The sequence below is a fragment of the Methanococcoides vulcani genome (genome assembly GCF_900111645.1).
GTDB classification, from domain to species: Archaea; Halobacteriota; Methanosarcinia; order Methanosarcinales; family Methanosarcinaceae; genus Methanococcoides; species Methanococcoides vulcani.
The window spans coordinates 125,323-145,278 of sequence record NZ_FOHQ01000003.1; the positions used below are offsets into that span (position 1 = coordinate 125,323).

Annotated in this window: 18 protein-coding genes and 1 pseudogene; 12 read left to right on the top strand and 7 right to left on the bottom strand. The window is 40.6% G+C overall.

The genetic code is table 11. The features are described from left to right. Window positions 1-42: 42 nt before the first annotated feature. A complete protein-coding gene (locus BMX02_RS05935) occupies window positions 43-939 on the bottom strand; it encodes a cache domain-containing protein (RefSeq protein WP_091689779.1) in 897 nt (298 codons plus the stop codon). Window positions 940-1,827: 888 nt separating this feature from the next. After that, the gene (locus BMX02_RS05945) at window positions 1,828-2,652 is read right to left on the bottom strand and encodes a phosphoribosyltransferase (protein ID WP_244625147.1); all 825 of its coding nucleotides are present in this window, start codon (window positions 2,650-2,652) and stop codon (window positions 1,828-1,830) included. A 9-nt stretch (window positions 2,653-2,661) separates the two neighbouring features. Here BMX02_RS05945 and BMX02_RS11845 point away from each other — a divergent pair, with 9 nt between their 5' ends. Then, window positions 2,662-2,808 carry a hypothetical protein gene (locus tag BMX02_RS11845; RefSeq protein ID WP_167879309.1) on the top strand — a complete coding sequence of 49 codons (147 nt, stop codon included), beginning with the start codon at window positions 2,662-2,664 and terminating at the stop codon, window positions 2,806-2,808. A 692-nt stretch (window positions 2,809-3,500) separates the two neighbouring features. Here the strand turns inward: BMX02_RS11845 and BMX02_RS05955 are convergent. Then, entirely contained in the window at window positions 3,501-4,085 is a 585-nt protein-coding gene (locus BMX02_RS05955) for a hypothetical protein (protein ID WP_091689781.1), read from the bottom strand. A 137-nt stretch (window positions 4,086-4,222) separates the two neighbouring features. On the opposite strand from BMX02_RS05955, the pseudogene BMX02_RS12250 reads away from it, so the two are divergent. Then, window positions 4,223-4,342, top strand: a pseudogene (locus BMX02_RS12250) (CRISPR-associated protein Cas1); the annotation flags it as partial. A 21-nt stretch (window positions 4,343-4,363) separates the two neighbouring features. Here BMX02_RS12250 and BMX02_RS05965 read toward each other — a convergent pair. Continuing rightward, the gene (locus BMX02_RS05965) at window positions 4,364-5,179 is read right to left on the bottom strand and encodes a hypothetical protein (protein WP_091689782.1); all 816 of its coding nucleotides are present in this window, start codon (window positions 5,177-5,179) and stop codon (window positions 4,364-4,366) included. Between the two features lie 439 nt (window positions 5,180-5,618). Here BMX02_RS05965 and BMX02_RS05970 point away from each other — a divergent pair, with 439 nt between their 5' ends. The 8 genes from BMX02_RS05970 to BMX02_RS06010 all read left to right on the top strand — a co-directional run bounded on the left by BMX02_RS05970 (window position 5,619) and on the right by BMX02_RS06010 (window position 13,427). Then, window positions 5,619-6,068, top strand: a complete 450-nt coding sequence (locus BMX02_RS05970) for a universal stress protein (protein ID WP_394328885.1) — start codon at window positions 5,619-5,621, stop codon at window positions 6,066-6,068. A gap of 497 nt (window positions 6,069-6,565) precedes the next feature. Next, window positions 6,566-7,186 (top strand): magnesium transporter, encoded by a 621-nt coding sequence (locus tag BMX02_RS05975; RefSeq protein WP_091689784.1) that lies wholly within the window; start codon window positions 6,566-6,568, stop codon window positions 7,184-7,186. Beyond that, window positions 7,183-7,743, top strand: a complete 561-nt coding sequence (locus BMX02_RS05980; RefSeq protein ID WP_177165254.1) for a magnesium transporter — start codon at window positions 7,183-7,185, stop codon at window positions 7,741-7,743. The genes BMX02_RS05975 and BMX02_RS05980 overlap by 4 nt, the downstream gene beginning before the upstream one ends. 70 nt (window positions 7,744-7,813) lie before the next feature. Then, the gene (locus tag BMX02_RS05985; RefSeq protein WP_091689785.1) at window positions 7,814-9,019 is read left to right on the top strand and encodes a potassium channel family protein; all 1,206 of its coding nucleotides are present in this window, start codon (window positions 7,814-7,816) and stop codon (window positions 9,017-9,019) included. 379 nt (window positions 9,020-9,398) lie between these two features. Continuing rightward, window positions 9,399-10,148, top strand: a complete 750-nt coding sequence (locus BMX02_RS05995) for a phosphocholine cytidylyltransferase family protein (RefSeq protein WP_091689787.1) — start codon at window positions 9,399-9,401, stop codon at window positions 10,146-10,148. A 197-nt stretch (window positions 10,149-10,345) separates the two neighbouring features. Beyond that, window positions 10,346-11,464: a pyridoxal phosphate-dependent aminotransferase gene (locus BMX02_RS06000; RefSeq protein ID WP_091689788.1), complete on the top strand. Its 1,119-nt coding sequence runs from the start codon at window positions 10,346-10,348 to the stop codon at window positions 11,462-11,464. Next, on the top strand, window positions 11,464-12,120 hold the full coding sequence (locus BMX02_RS06005; RefSeq protein ID WP_091689789.1) for a CDP-alcohol phosphatidyltransferase family protein: 657 nt from the start codon (window positions 11,464-11,466) through the stop codon (window positions 12,118-12,120). The genes BMX02_RS06000 and BMX02_RS06005 overlap by 1 nt, the downstream gene beginning before the upstream one ends. A 35-nt stretch (window positions 12,121-12,155) precedes the next feature. Further along, the gene (locus BMX02_RS06010; RefSeq protein WP_091689790.1) at window positions 12,156-13,427 is read left to right on the top strand and encodes a hypothetical protein; all 1,272 of its coding nucleotides are present in this window, start codon (window positions 12,156-12,158) and stop codon (window positions 13,425-13,427) included. Window positions 13,428-13,638: 211 nt separating this feature from the next. Here the strand turns inward: BMX02_RS06010 and rpiA are convergent, their stop codons facing one another. Continuing rightward, entirely contained in the window at window positions 13,639-14,334 is a 696-nt protein-coding gene (gene rpiA, locus BMX02_RS06015) for a ribose 5-phosphate isomerase A (protein ID WP_091689791.1), read from the bottom strand. A gap of 45 nt (window positions 14,335-14,379) precedes the next feature. After that, entirely contained in the window at window positions 14,380-15,711 is a 1,332-nt protein-coding gene (gene aspS / locus BMX02_RS06020) for an aspartate--tRNA(Asn) ligase (RefSeq protein WP_091689792.1), read from the bottom strand. Window positions 15,712-16,186: 475 nt separating this feature from the next. Here aspS and BMX02_RS06025 point away from each other — a divergent pair, with 475 nt between their 5' ends. Next, window positions 16,187-16,795: an ASCH domain-containing protein gene (locus BMX02_RS06025; RefSeq protein WP_091689793.1), complete on the top strand. Its 609-nt coding sequence runs from the start codon at window positions 16,187-16,189 to the stop codon at window positions 16,793-16,795. 25 nt (window positions 16,796-16,820) lie between these two features. Here the strand turns inward: BMX02_RS06025 and BMX02_RS06030 are convergent, their stop codons facing one another. Further along, window positions 16,821-17,765, bottom strand: a complete 945-nt coding sequence (locus BMX02_RS06030; RefSeq protein ID WP_091689794.1) for a Fic family protein — start codon at window positions 17,763-17,765, stop codon at window positions 16,821-16,823. 279 nt (window positions 17,766-18,044) lie between these two features. Here BMX02_RS06030 and gyrB point away from each other — a divergent pair, with 279 nt between their 5' ends. Beyond that, window positions 18,045-19,949, top strand: a complete 1,905-nt coding sequence (gene gyrB, locus BMX02_RS06035) for a DNA topoisomerase (ATP-hydrolyzing) subunit B (RefSeq protein WP_091689795.1) — start codon at window positions 18,045-18,047, stop codon at window positions 19,947-19,949. Window positions 19,950-19,956: the final 7 nt, after the last annotated feature.

The window sequence follows — 19,956 nt, forward strand, 5'->3', positions numbered from 1 at the left end:
AGATACTAATATTTACCTCTTTAAAAAAGGTGGAATGATAGATCACTCCAATATTTGTTCATTCTCTTTTGCCCAGGCAGGTTGGTCTATAACAAAGATCTCAAGGTCAACATCCCCAGTGTTTTCAGTGTACTGCTTTGAGTTTGCAGGTATGTGGACAAGCTTTCCTTTGCTCAGTTCAAATGGCACATCTTCTATGTAGAGCACACCTTCACCTTCAAGAACATAGTATACCTCGGGGTTCTTCATTATGTGAGGTTCAATAGACTGCCCTGCATCGATTATCACATGTGTAAAGCTGAAATCTACATCCAGATCCCTGTCAACTTTTGCTGGGTGGATGAGATATCCAACGGATGTGTTTCCATAGCGGGTGTAATCAACGTCTTCAAGAGTATTGGTATAGATATAGTCATTAACGTAGAACCCTGATCCTACAAGGTAGGTCTGGTTATCAAAGGATGCTGCTTTGATGAAGGTGTATTTATTTGAGGGTTCTGTCTCATCGGGTTTTGGCCAGTAGTAATCAATCCAGCCCTCTCCTTCTTCGCTCTGAGCTATGTCTATGAACAGCTGGCCTGTTGGTTTACCGTTGAAATCTTCAAGATTGCTCGTGTCCTGTCCTTCTCTGCTGACATTGGGCGGATATACCATACGTATTCCATCGTTTCTCCAGACAAAGATGTAGAAATCATCATGGAACCACTGACTGTTCTTTTCCCTGAACTGCGGGAAGGCCTGCTCTCCTTCCTCCTCTATTAACTCGACGGCTGAATTGACCTGTGAGGCAGTAAATTCTCTTTGGGAAGCCAGTTCATTCTGTTCCTCAATTATACCCTGTTCGTCTTCACCAGTATCATCTGGTTGCACACACCCTGCAACTACAAAGAACATTACAAGGATTAATAGAACGCAAATTACTTTCTTCAGCTCGATCATGTCGCAACACTCCTATATCATGTATTATTTTAGTTTCTCTTTAACGTCGTGTGGGTAATTTCACCGTCCTACAAAAAATATTCACAATTCTATATCATCTCCCTGCACAATCCTTCAATTGTGATTTTGCTCTGATATAAAAGAGTTTGAATTTTGCGCGTAAATACTTTTGCTACATTATAAAAGTTAACAGTGTTAACATTAATTTATTAAATACGTTATACCTGTTATAATATGGAACTTAATCACCAAACATCGATTACATAAAACTTCACTTCTTTTACTTGGTTTCTATACTTTCTTGCACAAAACTCACCCCAAGTCTCCAACCTCACATGAGTATTGAGAGTAAACGGCTTATCGCTTTTGACATTCTGCTTCATGTAATGCAATGAACCCTTAGAGAATCCCATCTTCTTCCATTTAGTATAAGACATGTCAAGGATCTTCTTTCTCAACAGATCGAAATCATCCCTTACTCCCACATGAACAGGTTTCATGAATTCAACGGCTTTTCTCTAGTTTGGAACAAGGTGGTGGGAGGTGTATACACAACCTCGTACACTTTTTTTTAGATAACTATATTCCCGAAAAGTTATGCAGGGATATATATAAAGAAAATATGGCAACGGTTTTTTGTCAATCTACTACACAACCATATTACTACCTAAAAGTGCAATGCTAGATTTTTGTAAAGCTGGAATTTTTTGTGTAAAATGAATTTAATCAATGCCTAAAATTAGTAACAAATATTACTAATTCAGTTTCCAAAAAAGTATTAGATGAATGAGTTCTAAAAGGGAAATCAACCTGCTTGGGGTAGAGGAACATCCTTAAAGAACTATCTTTTATACAAATCAAAGGACGTGTAATACACTTATCTACGGTTTATTTCGAAACGTTTGCTTTTCTCCATAGTATATTTCTTTTATCATCAATGCACTCTATACGTCCCCTTTCATTCAAGTCTTTAAGTATTTCTGTCAGATCAGATCGTTTTATAGTTATACTGTAGCAGGCATCAAATTCATTACAAATTTGTTTAGGGGTTAAAGTCTTGTCAGCAATTATATTTTCGGTAAATCCTGTAAGATCTTCATAAGCAGCCCATGGGTAAATGATCCAGCGCCATTTAATAATTTTCTCAGCATAATAATCCGGCACGAAATCTGAACATGTTTTGTGCTGGAGGACTGCCGTTTTGATCTCTGCTGGTTTAAGGCGTTCCAGGTATTCTACGGCAAGACTTAGTGTTTTACCCGTATCTGTAACATCATCCACAACAAAGATCTTTTTACCATGAATATCAACAGAGAGTGGGAACTTTAGCTTTGCCGTCTCTTGAATGTCTGCGGCTCTTTTGTAGTGCTCGATCTTTATTGTTGTCAGGTCATCAAAAAGCAGAAAATCGCATACGAGCCTGGCAGGCACATAGCCACCTCTGCCTATCGCAATTATGATGTCAGGAACATATCCTGAATCTTTTATTTTTTGAGAAAGTGTCTTAGAAAGACTGTGTACTTCTCTAAAACCTATCAAATCACATTTAAATGCATTACGATCAACAGGTGGATATTTATTCGCAGTTGCCATTAATATAGAATCATTTCTCATTCTGTAAAAATGTTTCGAATATTGATTTTTATATTTAGTTTCAGCCATGCATTCATTGATAGTCAAAACCATTTTTTCATCCAGAATATCTTCAAGCATGTCAAGCTTGTGCAGGGTAGCTGGATCTATGCATTCCTGGCAGAGCTTGAGCAGTTTCCGGAAGGTTCGCACGACGAACAGGTTGATGCATTGAGTGGTGCTGCAAGCGTGTTGATGAAAAAGAAGAAGTTCTCGTCTTATGCTGTGTTGCAGTGAATCGGTATTAGTGTAAATATTTTTATACGAGTGAGAAGTTTGTATAGAAGTGGTAGTATGGATTCAATAAAAAAATGCTTATATTGCAAAAATTGGGTAATAATTGAAGTAAATTCGGGATCAGCTAAAGGAGAGTGTCGGAAGCATACTCCCTTCCTTGAGGGATTCCCCGAAACTGATGTCGATACGTGGTGTGGAGAATGGGAAGACTACCATGACCCTGAATTAAAACGCGACGATTGCACCTTATGTGAACATTTTAAATACTGGACCTCCTTCCCGAGCGAAAGGGGATATGAGTACACGTGTAAAAAGTTGAATCGTTTAATCAAACATGAAACGGTTGAAGCCCATAAATCTCCAATATGGTGCCCAGGATTTGAACATAAGAATCGATTAATGTGAAGGCGATCTTTACCATTGTTTTTTAATCTTAATTTGAGAAGATAATTATGGAAGAAAATGAAAAAGAGTGAGTCCCTGTGATCAGGGACTAACAAAATACGAATTTTGTCTGTCATACTTTGCATTATATGAAGCAGAACGCTAAGAGCAATAAGCCGTATATTTTGAATGCTCATGTTAGGGAGAGGTTGGAGAGTTTCGAAGTGAGGGTGGGTGACTTCTGCATTAGTGCCTCCTGAAAGGGGTGGGTGGAGTGTTTGCTTTTCTTTTTGGGTGGATAATGAGTATCAGCTCCAGTAACCCCTGACATATGACCTTGTATTACTCAGATAGGGTGTTACGAACCTGAGCAGAAGAGGAGTTATAAGGATTGTAACAACCAGATTGCCAATGAACCATCCCCTGAAAACATTCCCGTATTCAGACCATGGGACAATTCCCCCGGCAACAAGTATGGAAGAGCCCCATACAGCACCCACTAGATTATTGAGGAAAAGCCCAAACACAAGAAAAATGACCACATCTCTCCGAGTCCTTAGGGTGATGTCAGCGCCCAGTGAAACGAATGCAACAAGCGGTATAAGAACCTGCCATAAATCTGCAAGGGACCATATGATATTCATTGAAAGTGGCATGTCGATAAGAGTCCCCCCACCTATCAGACAGCCCAGGTAGGCAGATATAGCACCCCACATTCCATACCACAGCCCAAAAGCGATCATGAAAGCCACTGCAAAATATATTCCAGAGACACCCGGAGCCGGAGATATCGGGGAATTGACAATTGCAAACCTTGAAAGGAGTGTGTTGATAAGGACCAGAATTAAAAAGATACTTAGATACATTGATAAAGAATCTTTTTTAGATTCCATTTAAAATCCCTCTTTTATCTTTGATTAATGTGAACATAATCCAAGATCCCCGCTGAATAGACATATACAATAATTGTAGAAATACATTAATAAATCTTTGTAATTCTTGTTTTGGAGGGAGATGAATGGCAACAAGGAAGAATATGGTGTTCTCTAAGGGTACATTGCATTACATGAAGCAGAATGCCAAAAGCGACAAGCCGTTCACTTTGAATGCTCATGTCAGGGAGAGATTAGAAACTTGGGGAGGGGTTTAAGCAAAAATATTTAGATTCGATTTATATATTATTTAAAATACGAACTAAAAAAATCACTTTATGATTTATGTCTGTTTTGTCATTAGCAAAGTTTTCGATTCTTAAATCGACATCAATAGAATGAGCACCCGAATTGCCGTATTCCCTATATTTGTTAAGCTCAGCAATAAGTTCTTTATTTAAGTTAGAAGAAATGTAATGAAAATCACTTTTATTTAAATCCAAGTTTTTCAAAAGTAATGAAAAATCATGGAATCTCCTTTTTACTATATTATAATACTCTTCCATTTCTTGAGTACCATATTTTTTTCTTAGAATGTCAATAATTAAATTTTCAAACAATTTTCGTATCAAAATAGATAGAGACATTGGGTGTTTGCTTGAATATTGAAAGTTTATTTCATCTATTAACTTTTTGTAAAAATCATCAGGGTAGTTTGTTAATGTAATGAATTTTTCAGGTTCTGACACATTAAAACTTAAAGTATAATCAGAAACACAAACATCCCCATTACTAAAAAATGTGAGTATTTCATTTAATTCTATTTTTGCCTCATCATTTAATGTGTCTTGTGAAACAATCTCATTGATAAGTAAAAGACCTACAGCTTCATTATATTCAAAAACATCGATTAAAAATCTAGAGATAGCAGTTGGATAATCAGGATCTCCAAAAGTTTGAGCACGTGTAACACGTTCATATTTATTCAAAATTTCAGATACACCACAGCAAGTTGCTATTAAGTTCCAATCAGTGTCATAAAGGTATCTTTCGACAAAACGAGAAAAACGCATAATTCCCATACTATTTTTTTGTTTTTTATTAAGTTCGATCATATACTATATCTGTATATTCACGATCTATTTTAAGTTTATTAAAAAATAACAAAATAAATTATTTGTATTTCGGTTTTTTTGGGGATTGCTATATTTCAACACCTCTTTTGAAGCGTTTAACCAACTACAGTAGTTCGCTAATTTCAGTTTAAACTTATATAAACGACATCATACGATACATTTATATGTGGTAAAGTTCCCTCTGCATGTATTTCCAATCGCAAAAGAAAGCCTCTACTACTCGATTTGAAATGAAGTTTTAATGTTATTATGGTTATATATTATCTATCAATTGACAAATCACTTTTATAGGATGTGTCCAAAGTAATATTTAGGATAAGTTTCAGTTGTGTAAATTGCATCTATCAAGACTCATGAGTTAAAATGCTACAAAATGAGTCTATAAACTGTCTCTATTAGATTATGGGACAAAAGGGGAGTGGATAAGACGAAAGAGAATATTTGTAAGAAAATTATGATTGCAACCGACGGTTCAGATAATGTCAAAAACGCAGTTTCTTATTGTATTGAAATTGCAAAAGGGACTGGGGCTGAAGTTTATGCAGTATATGTTGTTTCTGATGAGTATGCCCTGGTTGCACGAAGGGGCATAAGCTGGGCGAAGGGAATTGAAGAAAAGTTAGTTGATAGGGGAGGACGTGCAACAGCATATGTAGAAGAAGCTGGAAAGGAAGCTGAAGTTCAGGTGGAATCTGTATTGCTCAAAGGCAGACCAGCTGAAGAGATCATCGATTATGCAGAGAAAAATGATATTGACCTGATAGTGATGGGCACACTTGGTTTGACGGGAGTTAAGAGGTTCTTAATCGGTAGTGTAGCAGAGAATGTTGTTAGACATTCCAAGGTACCGGTGCTGGTTGTGCGATGATATGTGGGATTCTGAAAATCTGTTAATTTTCATATGTAAAAACTGTTGCGGAATGGGTGAGACGGAAGCTAAAACCGATGTTAACAATTGAATATTGTAGATAAATGTGGATTATTATAGAAGGGGTTAAATATTAGTGAACTGCTGAACTAATAGAAACTCAAAGTAGAAAGTTTATTGCTTCTTTCCAGTCTTCTGGTCTACCTACTGCACCATTTTTTTTTAATTTTTGAAATTTTATGTGTTAATTAAAAATGTAGATGTTTCAATAATAACCAAAATATAAAAATATAAAATAAGAATTGATCCGATTTGAACTGTACTTGAGTTTAAAATTTTGGGAGTTCGGTTTTTCTTGCTTACCTATATCCCCGACTTTCTTTGCGGGGTGTAAGATTCGAACTCAGTAAATTATCAAAACTCCCATTTCCCAAAAATCCAACAAATCTCCCCAACTCTCACAAATCATTTAATACTAAAAGTACAAATAGCAGACTATGTCTCACAGCTCCCACGCTGAAGAAGACGACGATGTTGAGATAGAAGAGGAATACCTGGGAGATTATGCCAGTATTCGGTCTATTGTGAAAGAGGCATTGCCGTTCCAGATCCTTGCGACTATAGGAGGAGCTGTGGCTGGTCTTATTCTTGTGGGGATGACGGATGAGCTTGAGCTTATACCTGGGCTGATCGTTATTGCGCCTGCGGTTCTTGGTATGCGTGGGAATATATCATGTACCCTTGGGTCACGGCTTGGAAGTGCAATCCACATGGGTCTTATTACGAAGATCGAGAACAATCCGGAGCTTACCAATAACATCCTCGGATCGCTTTTACTTGGTTTGATCCTGTCAGTAGTTCTCGGGATGCTGGGGCATGGTATGACGGTGCTGCTGGGGCTTGAAAGTGCAGGTGTATTGTCACTTACATTGATCGCAGTGCTTGCAGGTGTATCATCGGGGATCATCCTTTCTGTGATCGCTGTATTCCTTGCAATAGGTATGTTCAGGTTCGGTTTCGATCCTGACAACGTGGTAACGCCTGCCATTGCCACTATCGGCGACATTGTTTCCATTCTTATGATTTTCCTGTCTGCAAAGGTGGTGCTTATGTTATGAGCTACTATACCATACGCGGCATCATCAACAGGGGACTTCCTATACTGTTTCTCACATCACTGCTTGGACTTACTGCAGGACAGATGTTAAACTCGCAGCTTGACAACCTTATTGCTATTCCGACCATACTTCTGCTGATCCCTGCACTGATCAAAATAGGCGGGGATACCGGCAGCATGCTGGGTGCAAGACTGGCTTCTGCATTCCATATGGGTATCGGTACAACACACATCCAGAAGAACCCTGTAGTGAAGAACAGCGTGATCGCAGCTTTCATCGTGGGAATGTCCGCTTCAGTGGTCCTGAGTATAATTGCCTGGATAATAGGCAGTTTTGTTGGGAATGGATTTGGATTCTTTACGCTCTTCAAGATATGTACTATCTCAAGCATGTTCGAGCTGTTAGCGGTATTCTCAGCCACCATAGCCATAGCATTTGCTTCTCACAAGTTCGGTATTGACCCGGATGACACTGTCATTCCAATAATCGCCACGCTGGGTGACCTCGTGGGTATCACAGCCATCTTCGTAACATTACATCTAATGCAGATCATTTAAAAAAACGATCATGAAAAACGATTATATATAAATAATTAAAAGATCATAGATAACAGCTGGTACAAGTAACATGAGCCTCAAAGAAATCAAGTACATTCCCAGAAATCTAAAGGACCTTCTCATTGAAATGAAGGACACATCGGAACTGATGGTAGATCTTGCTTATTCTGCAATGGTATATGATGATGAGGACATTGCCGAAGAAGTACTTCATCTTGAAGAAAAGATGGATACTCTTTATTACCACATGAAAATGGCTGCAATGTTAAGCACACGCCGCATCGATGAGGCCGAGGAGATGTCAGGTGTTCTTCAGGTAGCAGCATCTGCTGAGAACATTGCCAACGCAGCAGGTGACATTGCAAAGATCGTAGAGATGGACATGGGCATTCCTCTTGAGCTTAAACTTGCACTCCGGGAAGCCGAAGAGACCATTGTGCGAGCTACTATTAGTGAAGACTCTCAGATGTGCGGACGCACCCTGGGAGATCTTGAACTTGAGGTCGAGACCGGTATGTTGGTAATTGCGATCCGCAGGCACGATGACTGGATATACGACCCACATCACGACACACGCATCCGTGCAGATGATGTGATCTTTGCAAGAGGTCACGATGAAGGTGTTCCGCTGCTTGTTGAGCTTGCCACCCAGAGGGCATACACCCCACGCAAGGTCGAGCACGAGAGGGTATTAAGGGATCTTGAAAAAGCAGTTGACATCATTGTTGATATGAAGAACACCGCAGAACTTTCTGTAGGACTTGCATATTCAGCCTTGCTCTTTGACAACACGGATATCGCTGAAGAAGTAAAAGCCCTTGAATCCGAAATGGATGAAATGAAATACGATCTCCAGCACTGGGTCCTTGAAACTGCAAAACATGTTCCTGACGTGAACCAGCTGCGTGGTCTGCTTCACCTGGCCAATGCATCCGAATTCATCTCAGACGCTGCATACGGCATTGCAGACACTGTTCTTCGTGATATAGACCTGCACCCGATCATCACCATAGCAGTACGTGAATCCGATGAGGTCATAACAAAGATACAGGTTGATGGCTGTTCACCGATCATAGGTAAAAGTCTCAGGGAACTAAAGCTTGAAACCGAGACCGGTGTTCATATTATGGCCATCAAGCGCGATGACCGCTGGGTGTACAGCCCAAGTGCAAGAACAGAGGTCAAGGAAGGAGATCTCGTTATAGGACGTGGTTCACAGACAAGTGAGGAAGCATTACTTGAGATGTGTGCCTGTCCGATGAGAGAGGATGACTGATCCTCCCTGGCTCTTTTTTAACCCAAATTTGACATTCAAAATTAATCTGAATATTCTTAGTTTTGATCGAGTCTATCAAAACATTCAACAAAAACTAAGAACATATGACATTGTTCCAGATGACAATATCTCTTTTTCGATCGGAACGATTCTGGCCGTTGAAAAACTCGATGTAATCCTTGATCTTCCCTGGATGGATAGATCGTTGTGAGGATCTGGAATAATTTATTTAAAACTGCTAAGATGTAGATAAAATAAGTCATCAACACAATTCAAACAAATCCAAATTTTGAGGCAAAATTGGCCGATGTTAACACCAACTCCTTTAAGTATTAACAACTGATTTATATGGGATGGAGAAAAAACAATCGAATATACAATGAACTCAGACTACAGCAATAGTGGTAATGGAGTTATAACTACAGCATTACTATTGGCAGCTGGTAAGGGTAGCCGTCTTTATCCTCTTACACACGATACACCCAAATGTCTCACAATGGTTCATGAGGTGTCCATACTTGAACGACTTGTCATCAATTTAAAAAAGCAAGGTTTCAAACGTCTTGTTGTGGTCACAGGGTACAAGGAAAAATGCATTGTTGAGTTTCTAGAAACGCGAGCTTGCGGTATGAAAATCGATTATGTTGTAAGCCCCCTTTATGAGACCACCAATAATATCTATTCACTCTGGATGGCCCGTGATATCATTAATGAGCCGTTTCTGCTGATTGAAAGTGATCTTGTTTTTGACGGATCTCTTCTGGATGACATGTGTTCTCCTGACAGAATTGCCGTTGCACGCATGCAACCGTGGATGAATGGTTCCACTGTCACAGTCAATCAATCCCAACATGTTAAGGAATTCCAAAACGGTATTGCCGGGACTTTTGATGAGATCAGATACAAGACTGTTAATATTTACAGTTTTTCGCTCTCTTCATGGCATAGTATTACAGAAAGACTAGACCAGTACATTTCAGCCGGCAGAGTAAACGACTATTATGAAACCGTATTTGCGGAAATGGTGGCTGATGGTAGTCTCGCCCTTAAAACAGTCTCTTTTGACAGCAAACGATGGTATGAAATAGACACAGTTGCGGATCTGGCAAAGGCTGAGACACTATTTTAGGCAGACAAATATGAAACAATAATTCCTTACGACACCACGCCGCATACTTCTGGAAGATCAAAGCCGTTTTTTCAACAATCATAATGCGGGGTGAAGGTGAGGATTGCTCGTTCACTTTCCGGTTTAAAGCCAATTCGTCAGGCTAAGACTTTAAAAAAGTGAAGTACCACCTTAAATCAATTCAAGGAAGAGAATACATGATGAAATCTAATTATGAGACTCAAACTGAAAAATATGAATTCATTTCCGGACAGCATGGTGGTTACTATCGCCATGACTTTATAGATCATGCTTATCTTTACAATCTATATTTCCCGCCAGAAGCAGTTTTTACAAGCTTTAAAGATCAAATTCACGACATTGTCCTTAACTATCCGATCGCACAGGATGCTCTTGCCGGTCTTATAGGTGATCTGATCCATCAACCTGCTGAAAGAATTGTTGTAGGAAACGGCGCTGCCGAACTTATCAAAATTATATCCGGGCACATATCCAACAAGTTGATCGTTCCAGTACCCTCTTTTAATGAATATGCGAATGCAGCGCCAATAGGCAAAGTAGTTGAATTTCCTCTTGAATTTCCATCTTTTCAATTGGATGTAGACAAATTTGCTGCTGAAGCGATCAAGGTTAAAGCAGATGTTGCTGTCGTGGTAACACCTAATAATCCAACATCTATAGTGGTTCCCAAGTCCGATCTAATATCTCTTGCACAAAAACTTGCAAACCATGACTGTATGCTGATCATCGATGAATCCTTCATGGATTTTGTACATGACCCTGATCAGACAACTCTGGAACATGAAATCGAACGTTACCCAAATATAGCGATCCTTAAAAGCATGAGCAAAGCCTATGGTATCTGCGGTCTCAGGATCGGTTATATGCTAACTGCAAATTCAGCATTTGCTGAATCTGTAAGAAAAGGCGTACATATCTGGAATATTAACGGATTTGCCGAAGAGTTTCTGCGGATATTGCCCGATTACAGACAGGAGTTTGTCGAAAGCTGTAAACAGGTGCGGATCGACAGGGATAATCTGTATAAAAGCCTGTGTGCTATTCCGGGAATGACTGTTTACAAACCCGATGCAAACTTTATTTTCTGCCGCCTACCGGATCACGCACAAAGTGGTCCTGAAGTCACGCGGAGATTGTTCATTGAGCATAACATGTACATAAAACACTGCCAAGACAAGACTTTACCTGACTCTGGCCGTTATGTTCGTATTGCCAGCCGTACTGATACAGAAAATTGCAAATTAGTTGAAGCATTGGTAGATGTCATTGACTTGAATAAAGTGGAAGTATCCTGATGAACGATCCAGACCATCAACGATTACATCAGACAGGAATGCTTGCTTTCGCCCGTGATCTTCCAAATATCTGTTCGCTTGCAGGATTGTTATGTGCGGTCCTTAGTATATACTATGCCATATTAGGTAATTTACCGATTGCAATAATTGGGATGATCTGGGCTGTTGTTTTTGACTGGGGAGACGGACTCATTGCCCGCCGGATGAAGGGGCGAACTGATGAATATCGAGCTTTTGGGGGACAACTTGACTCATTGATAGATATAGTAAGTTTTGGCATTTGCCCCGCTGTATTTCTCTTGAGCTATGGAGAATTCAGTCCATGGTTCTTGCCTGGAGCATTCGTGATTGTAGCCGTCAGTGCAATACGGTTGAGTTATTTCAATGTTTTCGGCCTGGTCGATGATTCGACATACATGGGATTGGCACTTGACAACAATGTCCTAATTCTTGCTTTTGTCTTTCTGTTTGACGGTTTATTCGGGCATACAATTTTTTCAGTCATTATATATGCAATGTTTATGATTATGGCTGTCTTTAATTTAGCACCAATACGAACACCCAAGTTTGCAGGTAGGTGGTTTTATGTTCTCTTGGTTTATGTCCTGGCATTAACAGTCATCTATAGCTGGATACTGTGGATCAAGTATCAATAAAATTGAAACAATTAATCTAAAAAAAGGGAACAGATATGTATGGCTATCAATCACTCAGGAAATGTATCTCTAATAATGACAATGAGTTAATAATTTACGGAGCAGATAATTTTTCACAGTTCCCGCGCCGTGATGCATCTGTTAATTCAAAATGTGACAGAGCACTTCCGGTAGCACGCCGGGATGATCTGGTAGTTCTACGCGGAAAGCTGGACCACGAGTACCATAAATGGCTGCGCTCTCATGGTCTTGGATCAGATCATGTTGTTGAATATAATGCTCATTCAAGAGAGATGACTCTCTCGGAACTTATTGTTAATGATCCGGAACCAGTTAAAAAAATTATCCGGCAGATCGGGAAAAAACCTGTATATGTGCCATGGTTTTCAGGGCGCATGGAAACTGAAGCTGCAAATGCTCTTGGATCTGATCTTTTCGGAGCAACTGAAACTGCAACACTAAAATATAATGATAAGTCAGCTTTTAAGACCGTATGTCGACAATTAGGCGTGTCTGTTGTTGAAGGTACTTTATTTGAAATGCATCCTGAAAACAATAAAAATTGTATAGAGATGAAAAACATTATTAACGGATATCTGTCAACCTGCAAAACTGTTATTATTCGCGGTACTTTGGGTGAAGCCGGTATGTCGTTATATAAAACCAAAGGCAATGATATTTCTGAAATATATCACGAAATTGCAGTTAGCGGTGAAAAATCTATTATCATTGAGCCTTTTCTGAACGTTTTTTCTTCTCCGACTGATCAGTGGGTAATCAACAGAGATGGAAATATAAACTCTCTTGGTATGCGGGATCAAATATGCGAAAGAGGTATGGTACACATTGGTACTCTCAAAGGAGCAAAAACTTCACCAGACATTTTAAATTACATTACAAAAACATCTGCAAAAATTGTAAACAATATGGCTGAATTCGGATATCGGGGTGTAGTCGGTATCGATTATATTGTATCGGATGATGGTATATTTCCTGTTGAAAATAACGCTCGTTTTAACGCTTCCTCTTATGTGAGCATGATCGTAGATAACATTGAAGAATTGATTTCCCCCATTCCATACTGGAAATTTATAAAAATCAAGACAGCAGCATGCTCATTTCTTGAGCTTACAGAACGTATTAAACCAGTACTTTATGACGGCAAAAAATTAAATTCCGTATTTCCTTTTAACTGCGATACATTGCCGTTGTCCGGCGATTTTGCCGTTATACTCTTAGCCGAGAATATGGATGAGATATATAACATGGAAGAATCATTGAAAGAAATGGGGGTTAAAAGGGTTTGATTAAATCTATATTTCTCTACGAGAAAAAGTAAAAACTGTTAAACTGGGGATTTAAATTGAAAATACAATGGATTTTCAGACAGTAATACTATTTTTTTTGTTACAAATATTCAAATTTAATTATGAAATTAAATATAAAAATTACAAAAAGGTATAATGCAGGTTCCGGATTGGTATTAAGGAACCATGCATTGGAAATTCTAAAAAACGATCACTTGATTATCTCAACAGAGCCGTCTTTCCTGCCAACATAGACCTCGTCTGTGTTAAGGAAAATACCGTGCTCTACAACACCCACGCACATGGATAACTTCTGTGAAAGTTCTGCCGGGTTCTCAATGGTGCCGAATTCGACATCCATGATGACATTACCATTGTCAGAAATTACCGGTCCGTCCTTGCGGGATGCAAGTCTTATCTGAGGAGTACCGCCAAGCTCGATAACCTGCTGTTTTACAAGGTCCCTTGCGTATGGAAGTACCTCTACAGGCACGAAGTGCTCAAGCTTTTCACTCATCTTGGAATCATCAGCGACCACAACAAAGCGTTTTGCTGAATGGGCCACGACCTTCTCACGAGTGTGTGCTGCACCGCCTCCCTTGATCACATTAAGGTTAGCATCGACCTGGTCTGCACCATCGATGGCAAGGTCGAGCACAGGGTGCTCTGCAAGGCTTGTAAGTGGCACACCTGCTTCAATAGCAAGCATTTCGGCCTGATAGGATGTAACAACTGCAAGAACATCCAGACCTTCCTCTCTTACACGTCTGCCAACCTCTGCAATAGCAAAAGCCGTAGTGGAGCCGGTTCCAAGACCGATCACCATGCCATCTTTCACAAGATCAGCAGCTGCAATACCTGCTGCCTGCTTCTCAGCACTTGATGCATTTGCATTTCTTTCTTTCATTTTCATTCCCTTCTGCCGGAAAATAAATGATAGGAACTGCCACCCTTAAGGTGACAGTCGCCTCCTGTCCCTTGGGAACAGAACAGTATCGCGAATATTCTCAACACCGAGCATTGTCATTACAAGACGCTCACAACCGACACCCCATCCGGAGTGTGGTGGCATACCGTATTTGAATGCACGCAGGTAGAACTCAAAACCATCAGGATTAAGTCCCTGTGATTCGATCCTTTCCTTAAGCATGTCATGCAGGTGTACACGCTGGGCACCGGAGGAAAGCTCCATTGTCCTGTGCATCATATCGAATGACTTGGATATCAATGGGTCGTTCTCATAAGGCATAGCATAGAACGGCTTGATCTCGGTTGGCCAGTCAGTAATGAAATAGTGTGATTCTCCGGTTTCCTCGAACACATGCTCACCAATGGTGTGCTCTGCAACTGTTCCAAGATCTCCACCCCATTCGATCATTTCCTCACCCTTAGCATTGACGATGTCAATAGCTTCACTGTATGGCACCTTCATGAAAGGTGTCTTTGGAACCTCAAGTTCAATACCAAGGTTCTCAAGGGAAGCTGACTCATTCTCGATAACCTGCTCATAGACGTAAGCGATCATGTTCTCAAGGATCTCCATGACATCAAAGTGATCGACGAAACTTGCCTCAATATCGATGGAGGTAGCTTCATTAAGATGCCTGCGGGTATCGTGTTCCTCTGCCCTGAAGATAGGACCGATCTCGAAGACCCTGTCAAGTCCGCCGGACATCAGGATCTGCTTGAAGAGCTGTGGGCTCTGGTTCAGGAATGCTTCCCTGTCAAAGTATGTGATAGGGAAAAGGGATGTACCACCCTCGGTAGCTGTTGCCACGACCTTCGGGCTTGATGTCTCGATAAAACCTTCGTCTGACAGGAAATTCCTCACTGCACGAAGGACCTCATGGCGTATCTTGAAGATCGCTGTGGTCTTTTCACGCCTTAGGTCAATGAACCTGGAATCAAGACGTGTGTCAAGTTCAGCATCGACCTTTCCGGTGGTATCCATTGGAAGTGGTGATTCAGCCTCGTTGAGGACAACGATCTCTTCAGGAATGATCTCATAGCCGTTTGGAGCCTTGCCTTCCGGCTTTGCAGAACCTGTCACAGCCACTACGGACTCACGCACCAGTTTTCTTGCAGCGTCGAAGATCTCCTTGTCGATCTTCTTCTTGACAAGTGTGATTTGTGCCTTTCCTTCGCGGTCACGGACAACCACAAAGCAGATACCGCCAAGGTCTCTTACTTCATGTACCCATCCGCAGACGGTGACCTTCTCATCACCGATCTTTTCCGGATCGATCTGTGAGGTATAATGTGTTCTTGGGTTTTCTAATGACATATATTCACCTTACAAAGTTATCAAAATGATATGTATAGCGCTTTATGACGCTTTTGATAAGCCTGTTAGTATATAAGCTATTCTTGTACTGTAAATTGCATCCATGTAAATATAGCTAACTATTGAAAAAGAGGCAATGGAAATAAGAATAATCGTAAAAACGGCTCTGTAGAAATCCTCTTCTCTAAACCTGCTTGACCATTTACAATCTTGATAATAACAAGTCTCCTGTATATGTTTGTACCACAAACACAAGTGGATGATCGTTTTTGTCTAACAGGTGTTTAAACTTTATTGATATATCCATGCGAGTAACAGGAAACTTACGTTTTCACTTTAGGGAAATTAACAAAAAATAAATATAAAAAAGAGTAGTAGAAGGATAATAATACAAATATTGCCAAATAATAAGTTAACTCTGGATCAAATCTACAAATAATAAATGTAGCTTTTATAACATAGATACGGTGAAAAGATGGTTCTAAATTCAACATCCACAAGCTCAAACATTAAATTGGACAAAACATGGCAGGTCGATGTTGTTCCAAAAGAACCAACTTATTTTGATCGTTTCTTACCCACTACACATCAGCAGACCACGCTTTTCGAATGCGGTGTCGACCTGGGAGATGAACATGCATTGCCATATCCGAAGATACATGTCCTTGCGATAAGGCAGCCATGGGCATCACTGGTAATACATGGGCTAAAAAATATAGACATACGTTCGAAGAATACTTCTGTCCGGGGAACGATCGCTATCTATGCAAGCAGAGCGCCTATTCGGAAAAAGGACTTGAAATGGGTGAACGAAAACTATGATGTTCCTCTTGAGCAGCTTGATGACCTGCCCACAGGAATGATAATCGGAACTGTGAACCTCATTGAATGTATGGAGTACGAATCCGATTTTCATTTCAAGCTTGACCATCGCCGTCATTTGAGTCCGGAAGAGAACTATTCCAAGAACATAAAAGGATGGCTCTTAAAATCCCCACGTCCGATAGAGCCGATCAATTACAAATTCAATGGTGAGGTAGTCTGGAGTCTGGCAGATACTGAGACCCTCCAGCAAACGGGTTAAAGTCCTCTTAATGAGCTTATTAGTGTTATTTCAGTTCCTTCTTACTTTTCTGAGCATGCTTCAGCATGTACTTTTTAATAGAGTTCTGGGAGCTATACCAGACATTCCCTATTTTAACAGCATCCAGTATTCCCTGTCTTGCTCTTAAACTTAGATACTCCTGAGAATAAGGGGTTTGGACTATCAATTCCCTTAGAGGAATTAATTCATCTTTTCCTCCATACACGGAAAGGTATGAGCTTAAGCCTGCATCCACAGCTTGTGCAACAAAATTTGCAAAAGGTTTCAGGTTTCCGGAGTCAGCTGACCTTAAAGCTTTGTAATATTTTAGGCGGTCTTCTTTTTTTAGAACGATTGGTGGATAGTTATTTCCCATCAGATACAGATTTGTGATCAATCTTGCAACTCTTCCATTGCCATCAATGAAAGGATGAATTTCAACAAAACCGTGGTGCAATATGGCACTTGTTTCAATAGGATCGCTTTTAGCTGAATTTACTTTCTCGAAAAGCACATCCAGCATTTTAACAATTTTGGACCAATCCGGAGAAGTTTTTGTGGCACCTGTGATCCTTACGTTCTTTGTTCTATATTTTCCTGCATCTTCCAGTATGTTCTTTGTCACGATCTCATGTATCTGCTGGACCAATATGTGATCTATCGGCTTTTTGTCCTTTGCAAGTTCTTCTATCAGATCAAAAGCCCTGGCATTATTACTTGCTTCCAGGTGTTCTCTTAGTGATTTCCCACCAATTGTAATACCTTCTTCCAGAACAAGTTTTGTCTCTGAAAGCGTCAGAGTATTGCCTTCTATAGCATTCGAATGGTATGTATGCATGATCTTCATTTCATCATGCAATCTATCGAGAACGTCTGCTGAAAGCGGACGCATAGAATTTAGAAGGTCGTATTTTTCTTCGATGCGTAATAGGACATCTTTTCTGATCAAGGAAGTATCGGTATTGGTCATAATTACACATATCCGATATTATCTGATCGTTTATATCGGTATTGCCCGTATCCCGACATATCCGATATTTAAGCAAATTTGGCGCATAAATAAACCTGATTGTTAATCATACCTTTATATACATGTAATGCATAGTACGAGCAAATTATTTAGATGAAAATCAATATCGGTAAATTGAAACTAAATTAATTCAGACTGACTTATTATCTACAAATATCATTTACAGGATAAATGATTTTATTTAAGAGCTAAAAGCCACATCACATGGAGAAAATCGCGATGAGTGACAGGCAAGATTACGATGCAACACACATTCAGGTCCTTGAAGGGTTGGAAGCAGTACGCAAACGACCCAGCATGTATATCGGAAGTGTAGACACCAGAGGACTTCATCACCTCGTGTACGAGATCGTCGATAACAGTATAGACGAAGCACTTGCAGGATACTGTGATTCAATAGACGTATCCATCAATACAGACGGTTCTGTTACCGTTGTGGACAATGGTCGTGGAATACCGGTAGGCACTCATCCGAAATACAAGAAATCAGCTCTTGAGGTCGTGCTCACGGTCCTGCATGCAGGAGGAAAATTCGACAAGAGCAGCTACAAGGTATCAGGTGGTCTCCATGGTGTCGGTGTATCCGTGGTGAACGCTCTTTCCGAATGGCTGGAAGTTGAAGTAAAACGTGACGGCAAATTATACTATCAGCGTTATGAGCATGGAAAACCTGTTTCTGATGTATCTGTTATCGGAGATGCAGAAGGTACTGGAACAAAGAGCACTTTCATGCCCGATAGTGCGATCTTTGAAACGACCGAGTTCGTTTACAGCACCCTTGTCACAAGGCTTCGGGAACTCGCATTTCTCAACAAGGGTCTCCGTATCAGCATAACGGATTCAAGGCCGGAGGAAATGGAACAGGATGTCTTTGAGTATGAAGGGGGCATTATCTCCTTTGTCGAGCATCTTAACATGAGCAGAACCCCGCTTCACAAAGAGCCTATCTATTTCGAACGCGAAAAAGAAGGGACAATCGTCGAGATCTCCATGCAGTACACTGACAGTTATGGAGAATACGTCTACTCTTTCGCTAACAATATTAACACACATGAAGGTGGAACCCACCTTGTTGGATTCAAGACAGCACTCACACGTGTTGCTAATGACTATATCAAGAAGAACAATGTGGTAAAAGGCGATGAGAAGCTCTCAGGCGAGGATATTCGTGAAGGGCTTGCAGCCATTATCAGCGTGAAGCTCACAGAACCACAGTTCGAAGGGCAGACAAAGACAAAGCTTGGCAACAGTGAGCTTAAGGGTATCGTAGACTCCATGGTCTCAGAAGGACTTTCAGAGTACATGGAAGAGAACCCAAAGGTAGCAGCTATCATCTTCCAGAAAGCACTGGATGCCAGGCGTGCAAGGGAAGCTGCCAAGAAAGCACGTGAACTTACCCGAAGGAAGAGCGCCCTTGAAGTGAGCACACTTCCCGGAAAGCTGGCAGACTGTTCTGAGAAGGACCCCACAGTAAGTGAAGTATATCTTGTTGAAGGAGATTCTGCAGGCGGTTCAGCAAAACAGGGACGTGACCGTAAGTTCCAGGCGATCCTGCCATTCAGGGGTAAGATCATCAATGTTGAGAAAGCACGTCTTGCAAAGGTACTGAAGAACAACGAAGTGCTCTCCCTGATCACTGCAATGGGTACAAGTATCGGAGAGGATTACAACCTGGATAAAGCACGTTATCACAAAGTCATCATTATGACCGATGCTGATGTTGATGGTGCACACATACGAACCCTCATACTTACTTTCTTCTTCAGGTACATGACACCGCTTATCGATGCCGGTTATGTTTACATTGCCCAGCCTCCTCTTTATCGTATAAAGAAAGGGAAAGCTGAACATTATGTCTATTCTGACAGGGAACTGGCAGCAAAGCTTGAAGAGATCGGTGAAAAAGGAACCAGCATCCAGAGATACAAGGGTCTTGGTGAAATGAATCCTGAACAGCTATGGGAAACCACAATGAATCCTGAGACAAGGACATTATTGCAGGTAAGCATGGAAGATGCAGTAGCTGCTGATGAGGTATTCTCGATCCTCATGGGAGATGAGGTTGCACCGCGTAAAGCGTTCATACAGAAGCATGCAAAGGAAGTTGTCAATCTGGATGTGTGAGGTGAGA

Bases quoted from the DNA above. Each gene is read 5' to 3' on its own strand.
- BMX02_RS05980 (WP_177165254.1), top strand. From the start codon at position 7,183: ATGAGCTACTATACCATACGCGGCATCATCAACAGGGGACTTCCTATA.
- BMX02_RS05975 (WP_091689784.1), top strand. From the start codon at position 6,566: ATGTCTCACAGCTCCCACGCTGAAGAAGACGACGATGTTGAGATAGAA.
- BMX02_RS06005 (WP_091689789.1), top strand. From the start codon at position 11,464: ATGAACGATCCAGACCATCAACGATTACATCAGACAGGAATGCTTGCT.
- BMX02_RS05955 (WP_091689781.1), bottom strand. From the start codon at position 4,085: ATGGAATCTAAAAAAGATTCTTTATCAATGTATCTAAGTATCTTTTTA.
- BMX02_RS05945 (WP_244625147.1), bottom strand. From the start codon at position 2,652: ATGCTTGAAGATATTCTGGATGAAAAAATGGTTTTGACTATCAATGAA.
- rpiA (WP_091689791.1), bottom strand. From the start codon at position 14,334: ATGAAAGAAAGAAATGCAAATGCATCAAGTGCTGAGAAGCAGGCAGCA.
- BMX02_RS05985 (WP_091689785.1), top strand. From the start codon at position 7,814: ATGAGCCTCAAAGAAATCAAGTACATTCCCAGAAATCTAAAGGACCTT.
- BMX02_RS05995 (WP_091689787.1), top strand. From the start codon at position 9,399: ATGAACTCAGACTACAGCAATAGTGGTAATGGAGTTATAACTACAGCA.
- BMX02_RS05935 (WP_091689779.1), bottom strand. From the start codon at position 939: ATGATCGAGCTGAAGAAAGTAATTTGCGTTCTATTAATCCTTGTAATG.
- BMX02_RS06010 (WP_091689790.1), top strand. From the start codon at position 12,156: ATGTATGGCTATCAATCACTCAGGAAATGTATCTCTAATAATGACAAT.
- aspS (WP_091689792.1), bottom strand. From the start codon at position 15,711: ATGTCATTAGAAAACCCAAGAACACATTATACCTCACAGATCGATCCG.
- BMX02_RS05965 (WP_091689782.1), bottom strand. From the start codon at position 5,179: ATGATCGAACTTAATAAAAAACAAAAAAATAGTATGGGAATTATGCGT.
- BMX02_RS06000 (WP_091689788.1), top strand. From the start codon at position 10,346: ATGATGAAATCTAATTATGAGACTCAAACTGAAAAATATGAATTCATT.
- gyrB (WP_091689795.1), top strand. From the start codon at position 18,045: ATGAGTGACAGGCAAGATTACGATGCAACACACATTCAGGTCCTTGAA.
- BMX02_RS06025 (WP_091689793.1), top strand. From the start codon at position 16,187: ATGGTTCTAAATTCAACATCCACAAGCTCAAACATTAAATTGGACAAA.
- BMX02_RS06030 (WP_091689794.1), bottom strand. From the start codon at position 17,765: ATGACCAATACCGATACTTCCTTGATCAGAAAAGATGTCCTATTACGC.